Origin of the sequence: Kocuria sp. ChxB, assembly GCF_044359605.1 — a bacterium.
GTDB classification, from domain to species: Bacteria; Actinomycetota; Actinomycetes; order Actinomycetales; family Micrococcaceae; genus Kocuria; species Kocuria rhizophila.
This window is the reverse complement of the sequence record NZ_CP121123.1, coordinates 2463103-2478010: the sequence shown is the minus strand read 5'-3', so window position 1 is coordinate 2478010 and position 14908 is coordinate 2463103. Positions and strand designations below refer to the sequence as shown.

At 71.8% G+C, this 14908-nt stretch carries 11 protein-coding genes and 1 riboswitch; of the genes, 2 read left to right on the top strand and 9 right to left on the bottom strand.

Annotated elements, in window-relative coordinates:
- Nucleotide 1 precedes the first annotated feature (1 nt).
- Nucleotides 2–121, bottom strand: a riboswitch (SAM riboswitch).
- Between the two features lie 105 nt (nt 122–226).
- Nucleotides 227–865: a VOC family protein gene (locus P8S73_RS10855; protein ID WP_039101808.1), complete on the top strand. Its 639-nt coding sequence runs from the start codon at nt 227–229 to the stop codon at nt 863–865.
- Nucleotides 866–903: 38 nt separating this feature from the next.
- On the opposite strand, the gene P8S73_RS10850 is transcribed toward P8S73_RS10855, so the two are convergent.
- On the bottom strand, nt 904–1680 hold the full coding sequence (locus P8S73_RS10850; protein ID WP_052239328.1) for a CPBP family intramembrane glutamic endopeptidase: 777 nt from the start codon (nt 1678–1680) through the stop codon (nt 904–906).
- A 26-nt stretch (nt 1681–1706) separates the two neighbouring features.
- Here P8S73_RS10850 and P8S73_RS10845 point away from each other — a divergent pair, with 26 nt between their 5' ends.
- Nucleotides 1707–4151, top strand: a complete 2445-nt coding sequence (locus tag P8S73_RS10845) for a S9 family peptidase (RefSeq protein ID WP_396350393.1) — start codon at nt 1707–1709, stop codon at nt 4149–4151.
- Between the two features lie 46 nt (nt 4152–4197).
- Here the strand turns inward: P8S73_RS10845 and P8S73_RS10840 are convergent, their stop codons facing one another.
- From P8S73_RS10840 to P8S73_RS10805, 8 genes are all read right to left on the bottom strand, one after another.
- Nucleotides 4198–4779 carry a hypothetical protein gene (locus P8S73_RS10840; RefSeq protein ID WP_396350392.1) on the bottom strand — a complete coding sequence of 194 codons (582 nt, stop codon included), beginning with the start codon at nt 4777–4779 and terminating at the stop codon, nt 4198–4200.
- Nucleotides 4780–5070: 291 nt separating this feature from the next.
- The gene (locus P8S73_RS10835; protein WP_396350391.1) at nt 5071–6195 is read right to left on the bottom strand and encodes an NAD(P)/FAD-dependent oxidoreductase; all 1125 of its coding nucleotides are present in this window, start codon (nt 6193–6195) and stop codon (nt 5071–5073) included.
- A 225-nt stretch (nt 6196–6420) separates the two neighbouring features.
- On the bottom strand, nt 6421–7104 hold the full coding sequence (locus P8S73_RS10830; RefSeq protein WP_039101811.1) for a transglycosylase family protein: 684 nt from the start codon (nt 7102–7104) through the stop codon (nt 6421–6423).
- 433 nt (nt 7105–7537) lie between these two features.
- The gene (locus P8S73_RS10825) at nt 7538–8422 is read right to left on the bottom strand and encodes an inositol monophosphatase family protein (RefSeq protein ID WP_052239331.1); all 885 of its coding nucleotides are present in this window, start codon (nt 8420–8422) and stop codon (nt 7538–7540) included.
- Nucleotides 8419–10761, bottom strand: a complete 2343-nt coding sequence (gene ligA, locus P8S73_RS10820) for an NAD-dependent DNA ligase LigA (RefSeq protein ID WP_396350390.1) — start codon at nt 10759–10761, stop codon at nt 8419–8421. The genes P8S73_RS10825 and ligA overlap by 4 nt, the downstream gene beginning before the upstream one ends.
- Nucleotides 10762–10988: 227 nt before the next feature.
- Nucleotides 10989–12068, bottom strand: a complete 1080-nt coding sequence (locus P8S73_RS10815) for a MaoC/PaaZ C-terminal domain-containing protein (protein ID WP_259921773.1) — start codon at nt 12066–12068, stop codon at nt 10989–10991.
- Between the two features lie 4 nt (nt 12069–12072).
- Nucleotides 12073–13455 carry a 3-oxoacyl-ACP reductase gene (locus P8S73_RS10810; protein WP_259921772.1) on the bottom strand — a complete coding sequence of 461 codons (1383 nt, stop codon included), beginning with the start codon at nt 13453–13455 and terminating at the stop codon, nt 12073–12075.
- A gap of 49 nt (nt 13456–13504) precedes the next feature.
- A complete protein-coding gene (locus P8S73_RS10805) occupies nt 13505–14902 on the bottom strand; it encodes an acetyl-CoA C-acetyltransferase (RefSeq protein WP_047979051.1) in 1398 nt (465 codons plus the stop codon).
- Nucleotides 14903–14908 lie beyond the last annotated feature (6 nt).

The window sequence follows — 14908 nt, the reverse complement described above, 5'->3', positions numbered from 1 at the left end:
TGGCCCGCGCTTGCCGTGGACGTCGGACGACGTCCCGGCCAGGTCTTCACCCAGGGCACCCCGCCGCGGTAGGGAGGGTTGCCGGTCAGCAAGCTGGGGCTTGGCGCTGACTCTCGTGACCTAGACCTCAAGTGTGCGAACCCGGGGGCTGCCGCGTCAAGTTCGGTGTCCGCAGTGTTGCACCCGCCGATTTGGACCCCCGTGTGACGGGTGCCACCATGACTGCATGAAGCTGGACCACGTTTCCTTCGCAGCGCAGCCGGACGGGCTGGAGGCCACCACCGAGCGGATCGCGGACCGCCTGGGAATCGAGCCCGTGAAGGGCGGCGTGCACCCCCGGTTCGGCACGCAGAACATGATCCTGCCGCTCACGGACCACCAGTACGTGGAGGTCGTGACCGTGCTGGAGCACCCCGCCGCGGACAAGGCGCCGTTCGGCCAGGCCGTCCGCGCCCGTTCGGAGGCCGGCGGCGGCTGGCTCGGGTGGGTCGTGGAGGTCCCGGACCTCGCCCCGTTCGAGCAGAAGCTGGGCCGCCCCTCCGTGCCGGGCGGGCGCATCTTCCCGGACGGCCGCCGACTGGACTGGCACCAGATCGGCGTCAAGGGCCTGATTGCGGATCCGCAGCTGCCGTTCATGATCCACTTCGACTCTGCGGACGAGATGCATCCCTCCCAGGCGCGCCTCACGGACGTCCGGTTGACCGGCATGGAGATCGCCGGCTCCCCCGAGCGCGTCACGGACTGGCTCGGCGGTCCCGTGGAGGACGTCCTGCGCTCAGTGGACGTCACGTGGTCCGCTCCCCACGGCACCCCCGGTCTCATGGCGGTCACCTTCGGCACGCCGGACGGGCCCGTCACCATCTGATCCCCCGGGGGGGACGACGCCGCCACCCACCCGGGCGCTCAGCCCGCCAGGAGCTGCGGTGCGAGGAAGCCGACTGCGTCCAGCAGGAAGTGCGCCACGAGCAGCGGCATCACCCGCCCGTACCGGCGGTAGCACCACACGAACACGAGCCCCATGACCAGGTTGCCCAGCGCCGGTCCCACCCCCTGGTACAGGTGGTAGCTCGCCCGCAGCACCGAGGACACGATCGCCACCGTCCACCACGAGCGCCCCAGCCGCCGCATCCGGTCCGCGAGGAACGCCACCACGATGATCTCCTCCACGAGCGCGTGCCGCAGGGCGGTGAGCAGCAGCAGCGGAACCGTCCACCACGTGTTCTCCAGGGTGGACGTGGTGATCTCCGCCGTGATCCCGAGCGCCCGCCCGGCCTGGTAGAGCACGAGGGTCCCACCGCCCATCACGGCGAACAGCGCGAGGCCCCGGGCGGCGTCGTGCCCCGGGCGGCGCGCGTCCGCACCGATGCCGCGCAGGACCGCGGGGATGCGGGAGGTGGTTCCCGCCAGGAACCACAGGGCGAGCACCACGGGCACGATTGCGAAGCAGATGCTGGTGAGGCGCCGCAGCGCGTCGATCACCGGAACCGGGCTGAGGGGCTGGTTGAGCGTGGTGGAGCTCTCCGCGATCGAGGACTGCACCGCCATCTCCACGAGGTCCAGCACCGAGTACACCGCGGAAGCGCCCAGGGACACCCCGAGCACCAGCAGGATCTGCATGCGGAGGTCGGCGCGCGGCACGCTCGGCGAAGTGGAGGTAGGAGTGGTCTGCACGCGGCTCATTCTGCCGCGTCCCTAGACTGGGGCGCATGACTTCCGAGCAGCAGACCTTCCCCGTGGCACCCCGCCGTCCCGTGGAGCGCACGTTCCACGGTCACACGTTCTCCGACCCCTACGAGTGGCTGCGGGAGAAGGACTCCCCCGAGGTCCGGGCGCACCTGGACGCCGAGAACGCCTACGCGGAGGCGGTCACTGCAGACCTCGCCCCGCTGCGGGAGCGCATCTACACGGAGATCAAGGACCGCACGCAGGAGACGGACCTCTCGGTCCCCAGCCGCCACGGGGACTGGTGGTACTTCGCCCGCACCGTGGAGGGCGGCGCGCACCAGGTGTTCTGCCGGGTTCCCGTGGCGGACACCGCGGACTGGACCCCGCCCGCCGTGGAGCCCGGGACGCCCCTGCACGGCGAGCAGACCCTCCTGGACGCGAACGCCGCATCCCAGGAGCACGAGTTCTACGCCCTGGGGGCGTTCAGCGTCGCGGAAGACGGCTCCCGCCTGGCCTGGTCCGAGGACACGGCCGGGGACGAGCGGTTCACCGTCCACGTCAAGGACCTCGCCACCGGAGAGCTGCTCGCGGACCGGATCCCCCAGACCTCCTACGGCGCGTTCCTCACCCCGGACGCGGCCCAGGTGGTCTACACCGTGGTGGACGAGTCCTGGCGTCCGTACCGCGTGTACCGGCACGTAATCGGCACGGACGTGGCGCAGGACCAGCTGCTGTTCCAGGAGGACGATCCGGGGCTCTGGCTCGGCGCCGAGCTCTCCGCTGACAAGCAGTGGCTCATGCTCTCCTCGTCCTGCTCGGAGTACAGCGAGTACCGCATCCTGCGCCTGAGCGCGCTTACCGCGGACGACGCCGCCGCGCCGGGTTCACACGCCCCGGAGCACGACGCCGCCGCGCTGGGTTCCCACGGCCCGTCCTCCGGGGCGGCCCCCTCCACCGCGTACCGGGACGCGCCCGACGAGTGCACGGGAACGGCGCCCGGTCACGGTGATGGCACGAAGAAGGCACGCGCAGAGACCCCCGCGGACCTGCCGTGGCGGGTCGTGCTCTCGCGAGACGAGCGGGTGCTCTACGAGGTGGAACCCATCACGGTGGCCGGCACCGATGTCCTGCTGCTCTCCCACGACGCGCACGCCCCGAACGGGCGCGTCAGCCTCATGCCGCTGGAGCACGCCGGGCGGAGCCTCACGGAGGTGGACCTGGTGGACGTGGTCCCGGCCTCGGACACCGTGCGCGTGGAGTCCGGCATCCCCACGGCCACCCACCTGGTGGTGGCCCTGCGTGAGAACACCACGCCCCGGGTGCGCCTGATCCCCCGCACCACCCTGGAGCCGCTGGTGGCCGGGGCGGCGCACGACGGAACGGACGCGCGGGCGGGCGGTGCGGCGTCGTCGTCTGCGAGCACCGGCTCGACGGCGGAAGCCGGGCTGCTGGCCGGGACCGAGGCCGCGTTCGACGAGGATCTCAGCAGCACCGGTGTGCTCTCCGCGGAGTACGAGAACCCGGTGGTGCGGGTGTCCTACACGTCCTTCGTGACGCCGCCGCGCGTGTACGACATCCCCACGGGCAAACCCGGGGCCGGTGCGCTGGACGAGTTCGGCGTGGGCGAGCCCGTGCTGCGGCGCGAGGCCACCGTGCTGGGCGGGTACCGCAGCGAGGACTACACGGTGGAGCGGGACTGGGCGGTCGCCGAGGACGGCACGCGGATTCCCGTAAGCCTGATCCGCCGCGCGGACCTGGACCCCGCCGTGCCCGCGCCGGTGCTGCAGTACGCGTACGGCTCCTACGAGATCAGCACGGACCCGGCGTTCTCCATCTCGCGGCTGTCCCTGCTGGACCGTGGGGTGATCTGGGCCGTGGCGCACGTGCGCGGTGGCGGTGAGCTGGGGCGCGCGTGGTACGAGAACGGCAAGAAGAACACCAAGACCAACACGTTCACGGACTTCGTGGCCGTGACCCGGCACCTGGCCGCGCGCCCGGACGTGGATGCGCGGCGGATCGCGCTGATGGGCGGCTCGGCGGGCGGTCTGCTCGCGGGCGCAGTGCTGAACCTGGCCCCCGAGCTGTACTGCGGCGGGCTGGCCGCGGTGCCGTTCGTGGACGCCCTGACCTCCATGCTGATGCCCGAGCTGCCGCTCACCGCCCTGGAGTGGGAGGAGTGGGGCAACCCCGTGGAGTCCGCGGAGGTCTACGAGTACATGCGCTCCTACTCCCCCTACGAGAACGTGCGGGACGCCGACTACCCGCCGATCCTCGCGGTCACGAGCCTCAACGACACCCGCGTGCTCTACGTGGAGCCCGCCAAGTGGGTGGCCGAGCTGCGCACCCGCGTGGCGCACCCGGAGACCGTGCTGCTGCGCTGCGAGATGGCCGGCGGCCACGGTGGCGCGTCCGGGCGGTACGCGCAGTGGAAGGACACCGCGTGGGAGTACGCGTGGCTCGCGCGGCAGCTCGGGGTTGCGGGCTGACAGGGGTCTCAGGACCCCCCGGGGATGGGGCCGTCAGCGCCCCGCACTACTGGTAGTCGTCCAGGTCCAGCATGAGGTCCGGGTCCTGCCGGACGTGGTCCAGGTGCTTCAGCTGCAGTGGGTGCAGAATGCCGCCCAGCATCCGGGTCCAGGAGACGGGGTAGCCCACCACCTCGCCGCGCTCCTCACCGGGGAACTCCGCCGCCTGGTCCGCCCAGTAGCCCATCCGGCGCTCGACCTCCCGCAACCACTCCGCGGTCAGGGGGGTGTGGGAGCGCACCAGGTAGGCCCCCATGCCCACGAGCCGGTGGTGGTGCCACGCCAGATCCGTGCCGAGCGCGCCGGTCAGCCGGGTCACGTCCTGTGCTGCTCTTTCCGGGTAGCCGCTCAGCCACGCCTGCTGGTCGGCTTCCATCCGCGCGAAGGCGGCATCCCAGGAGGTCGCGGGCGCCTTGAGGTCGCAGTAGCCCCCGCCGTGGTGGTGCATGAGGTACGCCCGCAGGTAGTCGGAGCGGTGGACCAGCGACAGGTTCTCGTACGCCGGGTGCAGCGGATGCCCCGGCACCAGCCACTCGTCCAGGTTCTCCCGGGTGACCAGCTCCACGGGCAGTCCGATCCGGTCCCGCATCACGTCCAGGTTGGCGCGTCGCCGCGGGGTCAGGGGATTCTCCCCGAGCCACAGGGTAGACCACGCGCCGCGGCAGCTCCTGCGGCCCGCCCGGGGCCGGGGGCGTGCGGGCCACGAAGGAACGGCGGTAGCGGGAGGCGTCGAACTCGTAGGTCGTCAGGCGTGCGTGCCACGGCGCCACCGCGGTGACCGCGGCGAAACGGAGGGCCTTCTGGGTTCGGCGGCGCCGTTTGTTCACCACGAACAGCGCGTGCTTGACCTGGCGCGCGGCCATGAGCGGATCCACCGGGCTCACGCGGCACGCCCCGGCTGCAGCGCCCCCACCGTCCGAGGGCTCAACCAGTCCCCCACGTGCCCGGCGACGACCTGCTCGGCCGCCGCGGTGGCCATCGCTGCGCTCGTCTGGAAGCCGTAGCCTCCCTGTCCGGCGAGCCAGAACACGCCCTCGGCCGCGGTGTCCCAGCCGCACACGGGCACGCCGCACGCGCGTTCCGTCCGCAGCCCGGTCCAGGCCTTCGCCACCCCGGTGATGCGCAGTGCCGTGTGCTGCTGGACGGTCGCGATCAGGCGTTCGACGGCGCCCGGGTGCGGCTGCGCGTCGCACGCCTCGCTGGGCTCGGACTCCCCCACCGAGATCATGGCCCCCACGGGGTCGGGCCGGTAGTACCAGTGCTCTGCGGCATCCATGACCATGGGGTGCTCCGCGGGCATGGCCGAGTCCAGACGGACCAGGGCTGCGGTGCGGCGCAGCGGCTGCAGCCCCTGCGGCGCGGCACCCAGCAGCGAACCGACGTGCTCCGCCCACGCCCCGGCCGCGTTCACCACGGTGGCCGCGCGGACCGTGTCGTTCGGGTCCGTTCTCCGCCCGCCCGCCACGGGCGACAGCTCCCAGACCTCACCGGACCGCCGCGCGCCTACCACGCGGAACCCCGTGCGGATGCTGACCCCGGCCTCCTCGGCCCGGCGCCTGTGCCACGCGAGCAGTGCCGAGGCGTCGGAGCGCACGGCCGAGTCGTCCACCGCGGCGGTGCGGTAGCGCACCGGGTCCGCCCGGAGCTCGGGGCACAGCTCCAGCAGCTCGGCGTCGGTGGCACGGCGCAGGCCCGGCACCGTCTCCGCCGCGACGTCCTCGGCGGAACCGGTCACCACGAACGGGCTCGGCCACACCAGGGGTGAGGGCAGGTCCGCGGAGACCTCCGACAGCCGGGCAATGGACCACCGGGTCAGCTCCAGCACCGGTTCCGGGCCGTAGCTGGGGATGAGCTGCTGGGCGGAGCGCGCGGAGGTGTGCTGGGCGACGTCGTCCTCTGCCTCCAGGAGGCAGATGCCGTGCCCCGTGCCGCGCAGCCGCGCCAGTTCAGAGGCCGCGGACAGGCCCGCGATGCCTGCCCCGACGATCACGATGTCGAACTGCATGAGCCCATGGTGCCACCGCTGCCAGGGCAACCCGGGCACGGCGGGCGGCACGGAGGCGGAGGGCGGTGGGTGCCGGTCGACTGACCCGGATGCCGGACGTCAGGCCCCGGGCACACGAAGAACCCCGCCCCTCACCATGACGGTGAGGGGCGGGGTTCTGTGACCGACCCGGTCGAACAGCTCGGCCGGGTCAGCCGGTCATCGACGAGCGATGAGGTGCCTGGATCAGGCGGGGATGTTCAGGACCTGACCCGGGAAGATCAGGTTGGCATCGGCCACGGAGCCGGCGTTGGCGGCGTAGAGGGCCTCCCAGCCACCGTTCACACCCAGCTTGTTGGCGATGGTGCCCAGGGTGTCCCCGGCCTGCACGGTGTAGGTGCCGGCGGCGGGAGCAGCCTGCTGCACGGGAGCGGCGGGAGCGGTGTACTCGGCCACCGGAGCCTGCTGCACCGGAGCGGCCTGCTGCACGGGAGCAGTCTGCTGGACCGGTGCGGCCTTCGGCGCGGGAGCGGCCTGCTGCACGGAGGTGGACTGCGGGGCCACGGAAGCGGCCGAGGCGACGCCGCCGCCGTTGCCGTGCAGGCCCAGGCTTGCGGAGCAGGCGGGCCATGCGCCCCAGCCCTGGCCGGCGAGAACGTTCTCGGCCACGCGGATCTGCTCGGACTTGGAGGCACCCTGCGGGGAACCGGAGCCGCCGAAGGCAGCCCAGGTGGACGGGGTGAACTGCAGGCCGCCGGAGAAGCCGTTGCCGGTGTTGGTGCCCCAGTTGCCACCGGACTCGCACTGAGCCAGGGCGTCCCAGGTGGACTCGGAAGCAGCATTGGCGGGGACGGCGAACGCGCCCACGGCCAGGCCGCCCATCATGACAGCAGCGGTACCACGGCGGATAGCGGTTGAAGTCTTCATCATGCTCCGTCAGGCCACCTGCGCTCGTTCCCATCCCTGGGTGTCTTCGCGCCGTCGTCTACCCATAACAGTTAGGTGTGAGGGGTAGAAACTACGGAATGCTGCCATGTAGACGACGTACGGTGTGCGGCAGCATCCAGCACAATCCAGACGACGGATCGTGTGCGTCTGGTAGCGAACTTCCATTCAGGAGAGTTCGCTGAGGAAGTTATAGATAACGATAGCGTAACGGTTACCCCGAGTTCAAGAGCTTCGTTACTTTTTCGTTATCCCGCTTTGGGGGACAACCCCCGCCGCGGGCATGTATCACGGCACCCTGGCCGGTCAACCTGAGCCACGGTAGGTCACCCCCGCGTGACGGGTCAACCCAGGGAGCCCCCGCGCTGTGCATAACGGCCGGATACACCGTTGATAACGGGACGATTTCCCCCCCGCGCTATCCCGCCCTCCAGGCGGCGATCACGCTGGCCAGACGGGCCTTCTCGTACTCGGCCTCCCGCTGCTGGAGACGCTTGGGCGCTGCGTTGCCGTGGGACTCGTCACACAGTGCCGGCGGGGCGGGGAGCTCCGGACGGTGGACCACCGCTCCGGCCTCGTGGGCGATCAGCGCGCCGGCCGCCCAGTCGTGCTCGTGCAGCGCCCGTTCCGAGTAGCCGTCCAGCGTGCCGTCCGCGACCATGCAGAGGTCCAGGGACGCGGCTCCGAGCCGCCGCATGTCCGAGAAGTCCTCCATGGTGTCCAGGAAGGATCCGAACTGTTCACGACGCACCTGGGCGTCGTAGGAAAACCCGGTGCCGTAGAGCGCCCCCCGCCACCCGGGCACCGGCCCGCTCAGGCGCGTGTCCCTGCCCTGGCGCCGGACCCATGCGCCCAGGCCCGTGATGCCGTAGTACACCCTGCCGAGGGCTGGTGCATTGACGACTCCCACGAGCCAGTTCCCCTGCTCGTCGCACGCCGCCACCGACGTGGCGTAGTAGACGATGTCCCGGATGAAGTTGGTGGTGCCGTCCAAGGGGTCCACGGACCACCGCAGCCCGGAGCGCTGCGGCGGCACCCAGGTGCCGGACTCCTCACCCGTGATGGCGTCGTACGGCCTGCATTCCCGCAGCACCGCCGTGACAGCCTCCTCCGCCGCGACGTCGAACGCCGTGACCCAATCGCCCTCTGAGGACTTGGTCACCGCCTCGAAGGCCGCCGCATCCCGGCCGCGCAGCACCTGCGCCCCGGCCTCGGCCGCGGCCAGCGCCACCTCCAGGAGCTCCTGCAGCTCGTCCGTGCCAGGCCCCAGGCCCTCGAGAGCATCCGCCACCGGTTCCCTCACTCCCCTTCCGTGTGAGTCGCACCCGTGGTTGCGGGGGCAGCATCAGCGTCCCCCTCGGCCAGGTCCGTGCCCTCCTCGTCCCCGAAGGCGTCCGGGCCCTCCGCGAGCAGCCGCTCGAACCCCGACTCGTCCAGCACGGGAACCCCCAGCGACTCGGCCTTGTCCAGCTTGGTCCCGGCGTTCTCCCCCGCCACGAGGAAGTGCGTCTTCCTGGACACGGATCCGGAGGCCTTGCCGCCGCGCTTCAGAATGGCCTCCTTGGCGGAGTCACGGCTGAAGCCTTCGAGGGAACCGGTGACCACCACGGTGATCCCCTCCAGGGTGCGCGGGGTGGACTCGTCCACCTCCTCCTCCATGCGCACACCCGCGGCGGCCCACTGCTCCACCACGCGGCGCCGCCAGGGCTCGTCGAAGAACTCCCTGACCGCCTGGGCGATCACGGGCCCCACGCCGTCGGTCCCGGCCAGGGTGTCCAGGTCCGCGGAGCGGATGGCGTCCATGCTGCGCAGTGACGTGGCCAGCGAGCGGGCCGCAGTGGGGCCCACGTGCCGGATGGACAGCGCCACCAGCACGCGCCACAGCTCGGTGTCCTTGGCCTGCTCCATCTGGGCGAACATCTGCTCGGTGGTCTTGGACGGCACGCTGGGCTTGGCCCTGGTGGGTTTGGTCCAGAAGTACGGCACCAGCTCGGGGGTGATCCGCTGCGTCTTCTCCCCGGTCTCCTTGTCCGTGACCGTGCGGCGGTAGTCCCGCCACACCATCACGTCCCGCAGGTCCTCGGGGGTCAGGTCGAACAGTCCGGCCTCGTTGCGCAGCGGCGGAACGGAGAAGTCGCTCCCGTCCGGTGCGTCCAGCGGCACCGGCTGGGTCAGCGCCTTGGCGGCCTCCTCCCCCAGGGCCTCGATGTCGAACGCGCCACGGCCGGCCGCGTGGTTCACGCGCTCCTTGAGCTGGGACGGGCAGGTCTCCGCGTTGGGGCAGCGGATGTCCACGTCCCCCTCCTTGGCGGGGCGCAGCGGGGTGCCGCAGGACGGGCACTCGGTGGGCATGACGAACTCCCGCTCGGTGCCGTCCCGCAGGGCCACCACGGGTCCCACGATCTCCGGGATGACGTCACCGGCCTTGCGCAGCACCACGGTGTCCCCGATCAGCACGCCCTTGGCCTTGACCACGTCCTGGTTGTGCAGGGTGGCCATCTCCACCGTGGAGCCGGCCACGCGCACGGGATCCATGAGCCCGAACGGGGTCACGCGCCCGGTGCGGCCCACGTTCACCAGGATGTCCACGAGCGTGGTGTTGACCTCCTCCGGCGGGTACTTGTACGCCACGGCCCAGCGCGGCACGCGGGAGGTGTAGCCCAGGCGGAACTGGGTGCGGCGGTCATCCACCTTGACCACGATGCCGTCGATCTCGTGCAGCAGGCTGTGCCGCTTGTCCCCGAAGTCCGCGATGAACTCCAGCACCTGGGCAATGGAGCCGAAGACCCGGGAGTACGGGCTCACGGGCAGGCCCCAGTCCTTGAGCACGTCGTAGGCCTCCGACTGTGTCTTCAGCTCGAAGCCACGGGCGTACCCGATGCCGTGCACGAACATGGACAGGGGCCGCCGGGCCGTGACCTGGGGGTCCTTCTGCCGCAGGGAGCCAGCGGCGGCGTTACGGGGGTTGGCGAAGGGCGCACGCCCCTCCTCCACCATGGCCTCGTTCAGCGTGCGGAAGTCCTTCGAGGAGATGAACACCTCGCCACGCACCTCCACCTCCTCCGGGAGGTTCTCCCCGGAGAGCCGCTGCGGGATGGTCGTGATGGTGGCCACGTTGTGGGTGATGTCCTCGCCCGTGGTGCCGTCACCGCGCGTGGCGGCCCGCACGAGCACGCCGTCCCGGTACAGCAGGTTCACGGCCAGGCCGTCGATCTTGACCTCGCTCAGCCATGCGACCCCCGGGGCGCCGGGCAGCTCCGCGACCTGCTTCTCGGCGCGCTCGAGCCACGCCACGAGCTCGTCCGTGGAGAACACGTCCTCCAGGGAGTACATCTTCTCCAGGTGCTTGACCGGGCTGAAGGCCGCTCCGACCTCCCCGCCCACCTCCTGGGTGGGAGAGTCGTTGGCCTTGAGCTCGGGGTGCAGCGCCTCGAACTCCTCGAGCGAGCGGTAGAGCTGGTCGTACTCGGCGTCCGAGATCACGGGCTGGTCGTGCACGTAGTACGCGGCGCGGGCCTCACGGACCCGGTCCGAGAGCTCGGCGTACTCCTCCCGCAGGGCCTCGCTGGGCTCCTCGGGGTTGAGACTCTGGCCGCTGGCGTCCGTGGCGGGCTGCGCGCCCTTGGCGTTGACTGTGCTCACCGGACCATTGTGACCCAGGACTCCGACAGGCACGAGCGGCGGCCCCCGCGCCCCTCCACGGCCGTCACGCGGCGCGCCCCGGCCGGGCACCGGACACCTCCCCCGCGACCGCCCCGCCCCACGGCAGCGCCACCAGCACACGGTGTCCATGCCCGCGCATCGCACCCGCGGCACGCAACGGGCCCCTCGGATCCGTGGATCCGAGGGGCCCGGCGAGCAGTGCACCGCTACAGAGCGGCCACCCGAAAGTCCGCGTGCGGGCGGCCCCGCTTGGGATCCCACACCTGGACGCGAGATGCGCTCCAGTGGGCGCCCCGACCGTCGTCGTCCACCGCGACCGCCACCGTGGCCGGGAGGCGCACCGGTGTGGCGAACTCCACCGACCACGTGAACGGCACCTCGGACGGCACGCCCGTGAGCGCGAGCGCGCGCGAGGCCGTGTACATGCCGTGGGCGATCGCACCCTTCATGCCCAGGGCCCTTGCCGAGGGGTCCGAGAGGTGGATGGGGTTGTAGTCCCCGCTCACCGCGGCGTACTCACGGCCGGTCCCGGATCCCAGGGACCACTGCCCGGTGGGCTGCGGCGCCTCGAACGGCGCGTGCTCGCGCTGCGCCTCGTCCTCGGCGCCCGCGCGGGGCGCGTCACCGGCGATGGCGGTGTGCACGCCCTTGGCCAGGTATCCCGAGCGTCCGGCCCACGCCACCGAGCCGTCCTCGCGCGTGAGGGTCACCACGGCGTCGAGCATGGTCCCCGCGCGGTGTGCGCGCAGGTTCTCGGTCCACGCCGTGGCCGTGACGCGCTCCCCCACGGCCACGTCCGAGACGTGGTGGACCGTGTTGGAGATGTGCACCATGCCCAGCACCGGCAGCGGGAAGTCCTTGCGCGTGAGCACGGACATGGCCACGGGGAACGCGAGCGAGTGCAGCGCGCCGGAGAACACGGCGGTCTCCGCGGAGCCCGGGGCCATGGGCCGCAGGCTGGCGTGCACCACGCGGCAGAACTTCTCGTGCCACTCGGCATCGGCGGACAGGCCCTCGACCACGTGGACCACGCGCGGCAGCTCGAGCGCACCGGAGACCTTCTCGGCACCCGGTGTGCGCAGCGACGCGGGCAGCACCCGCCCCACGGGAGACTTCCGCAGCGCGGGCAGCACCTTGCGGGAGGCCGACGACGCCGCGCCGCCCGCCGCGCTCGTGGCCGCACGTGCCCCGGCGCTCGCGTAGAGGGCGGGCAGCTTTACCGCGCCCGAGGGCGTGGTGCGCTCGTAGTCAGCAGGAACGGAGGGAACGGAATCCGCGGCGCTCACGCGATCACGCCCCCACCATGCTCTGCCCGCACACGCGCAGGGTCTGGCCGTTGATGCCGCCCGCGGCGTCCGAGAGCAGGAACGTGATGGCCTGCGCCACGTCCACGGGCAGACCGCCCTGCTGCAGGGAGTTCAGGCGGCGGGAGATCTGACGGCGCGCGGCCGGGATCTTGGCGGTCATGTCCGACTCGATGAAGCCGGGGGCCACCGCGTTGATGGTGCCGCCCTTGGCCGCGATCAGCGGTGCGGTGGCGGCCACCAGACCGATCACGCCGGCCTTCGAGGCGGCGTAGTTGGTCTGGCCGCGGTTGCCCGCCACGCCGCTCGTGGAGGCGAGGCACACGATGTGCGGGGTGGCGCCCAGCTTGTCGGAGGCCAGCAGCGTCTCGTTGATCCGCAGCTGCGACTCGATGTTCACCGCGATCACCGAGTTCCACTTGGCCTCGTCCATGTTGGCGAGCATCTTGTCCCGGGTGATCCCGGCGTTGTGCACCACCAGGTCCAGGCGGCCGTAGCGGGAGGCCACGAGGTCCAGGATCTTCTGCCCGGCCTGCGGGTCCGTGACGTCCAGCTGCAGGGCGGGCACACGCAGCTCGTTGGCCAGCTTGCTCAGGGCGTCCCCGGCCGCGGGCACGTCCACGGGGACCACGGTGGCCCCCGAGGCGGCCAGCGTGCGGGTGACCTGCTCGCCGATCCCGCGCGCGGCGCCGGTGACCACGGCCACCTTCCCCGCCACGGGGTGCTCCCAGTCCACGGTCGCGTCACCGCGGTCGTCACCGACCGTGAGGAACTGCCCGTCCACGTAGGCGCTGCGGCCCGAGAGGAAGAAGCGGATGGCGCCCGTGACGCTCGGGGCGTCCCCGGCCACACCGTCCGCGATCAGGATGCCGTTGGCGGTCACGCCGCCGCGCATCTCCTGAGCGATCGAGCGCAGGATGCCCACGACGCCCTGGCGCGCCGCGGCCTGGGCCGGAGCCAGCTGCTCTGCGCCCGCCACGGTGCCCGACGCCGCTCCGGTGCCGATCCCCGGCGCCGGGCGGGACAGCGTGATCACGCGTCCGCCCGGACGCAGCTTCCGCAGCGCGGAGGCCAGCTCCAGCGCCGGGGCGCCGAGGTCCGCGGGGCTCTCGATGCCGGTGTAGTCGATCAGCACCGCACCCACGCGGTCCACGTCCGCCGCGTGGCGGCGCACGTCCAGGTTCCAGCCGAGCAGTGCCGACGCCGCGGCGTCGCCCGCCGTGCCCTTGCCGAGCACGAGGACCGCGCCGTCCGGGAAGTCAGCGCCCGCCTGGTAGCGGCGCAGGGTGACCGGCCGGGGCAGGCCCAGCTTGGAGGCCAGCTGCTTGCCGAGCCCCGAGTTGACCATGTCCAGATAAGTGTCCGTCACGTGAAGTTTCTCCCTGATCTCGTGGTGTCTCGATTGCCGTGGTGGGTGCTCAGACCGAGCGCAGCAGCATGGCCACGCCCTGGCCGCCCGCGGCGCACACGGAGATCAGCGCGGTCTGGGGCTTGCCCTCGGCCTTGGCGCGGGCGGCGAGCTCCTTAGCGGTGGAGGCCACGATGCGCCCGCCGGTGGCGGCGAACGGGTGGCCGGTGGCCAGCGAGGAGCCGTTGACGTTGAGCTTGGATCGGTCGATCGAGCCCAGCGGGGCGTCCAGGCCCAGGCGCTCCTTGCAGAACTCGGGGGACTCCCAGGCCTTCATGATGGACAGCACCGTGGAGGCGAACGCCTCGTGGATCTCCACCAGGTCCAGGTCCTGCAGGGTCAGCCCGTGGCGGGCGAGCAGGCGCGGGACAGCGTAGGCGGGGGCCATGAGCAGGCCCTCGTTTCCGGTGACGAAGTCCACCGCGGCGGCCTCGGAGTCCACGACCTCGGCGAGCGGGGTGAGGCTGTGCTCAGCGGCCCACTGCTCAGAGGTGATCAGCACGGCGGAGGCGCCGTCCGTGAGCGGGGTGGAGTTGCCGGCCGTCATGGTGGCCTCCCCCGCGAGCTTCTTGCCGAAGACCGGGTTCAGGTTGCCCAGCTTCTCCACGGTGGAGTCCGGGCGCATGTTGTTGTCCTTGGTCAGACCCTTGAACGGGGTGACCAGGTCGTCGAAGAACCCGCGGTCGTACGCGGCGGCGAGGTGCTGGTGGGAGGCGGCGGCCAGCTCGTCCTGGGCCTCACGGGTGATGCCCCAGTGCTCGGTGGTCAGGGCCTGGTGCTCACCCATGGACAGGCCCGTGCGGGGCTCCCCGGAGCTGGGCACGGCGGGCGCGAGGTCCGCGGGGCGGACGTCCTTGAACGCCTGGAGCTTCTGCATGGTGGTCTTGGCGCGCTGCAGCTTGAGCAGTGCGCGGCGCAGGCCCTCGCTCACGGCGATCGGAGCGTCGGAGGAGGAGTCAACACCGCCGGCGATGCCGGCCTCGATCTGGCCCAGGCGGATCTTGTTGGAGATGGAGCTGACGGTCTCCATGCCCGTGGCGCACGCCATCTGGACGTCGTAGGCCGGGGTGGCCGGGTCCAGGGCGGAGCCCAGCACGGACTCGCGGGTCAGGTTGAAGTCGCGGGAGTGCTTGATCACGGCACCGGCCGCCACGGCACCCAGGCGCTCACCGGCAATCCCGGTGCGGGCCACCAGGCCGTCGATCGCCGCGGTCAGCATGTCCTGGTTGGACGCGTTGGCGTAGGCGCCGCCCGCGCGGGAGAAGGGGATGCGGTTGCCCGCGACCACCACGGGGCGGGTGCCGGAGGTGCCCGCGGAGTGCTTTGCGGCGGACCCTGCCGCGGGCGTGGCGCCGGTGCCCTGGGCGGTCGAGGTCTTGGCCGGGGTGCTCTGCGTGTTCTCGGTCATGTCTGC

Excerpts from the sequence above, each read along its gene's own strand:
- P8S73_RS10855 (WP_039101808.1), top strand. The coding sequence starts at position 227 with ATGAAGCTGGACCACGTTTCCTTCGCAGCGCAGCCGGACGGGCTGGAG.
- P8S73_RS10850 (WP_052239328.1), bottom strand. The coding sequence starts at position 1,680 with ATGAGCCGCGTGCAGACCACTCCTACCTCCACTTCGCCGAGCGTGCCG.
- P8S73_RS10845 (WP_396350393.1), top strand. The coding sequence starts at position 1,707 with ATGACTTCCGAGCAGCAGACCTTCCCCGTGGCACCCCGCCGTCCCGTG.
- P8S73_RS10840 (WP_396350392.1), bottom strand. The coding sequence starts at position 4,779 with ATGCGGGACCGGATCGGACTGCCCGTGGAGCTGGTCACCCGGGAGAAC.
- P8S73_RS10835 (WP_396350391.1), bottom strand. The coding sequence starts at position 6,195 with ATGCAGTTCGACATCGTGATCGTCGGGGCAGGCATCGCGGGCCTGTCC.
- P8S73_RS10830 (WP_039101811.1), bottom strand. The coding sequence starts at position 7,104 with ATGATGAAGACTTCAACCGCTATCCGCCGTGGTACCGCTGCTGTCATG.
- P8S73_RS10805 (WP_047979051.1), bottom strand. The coding sequence starts at position 14,902 with ATGACCGAGAACACGCAGAGCACCCCGGCCAAGACCTCGACCGCCCAG.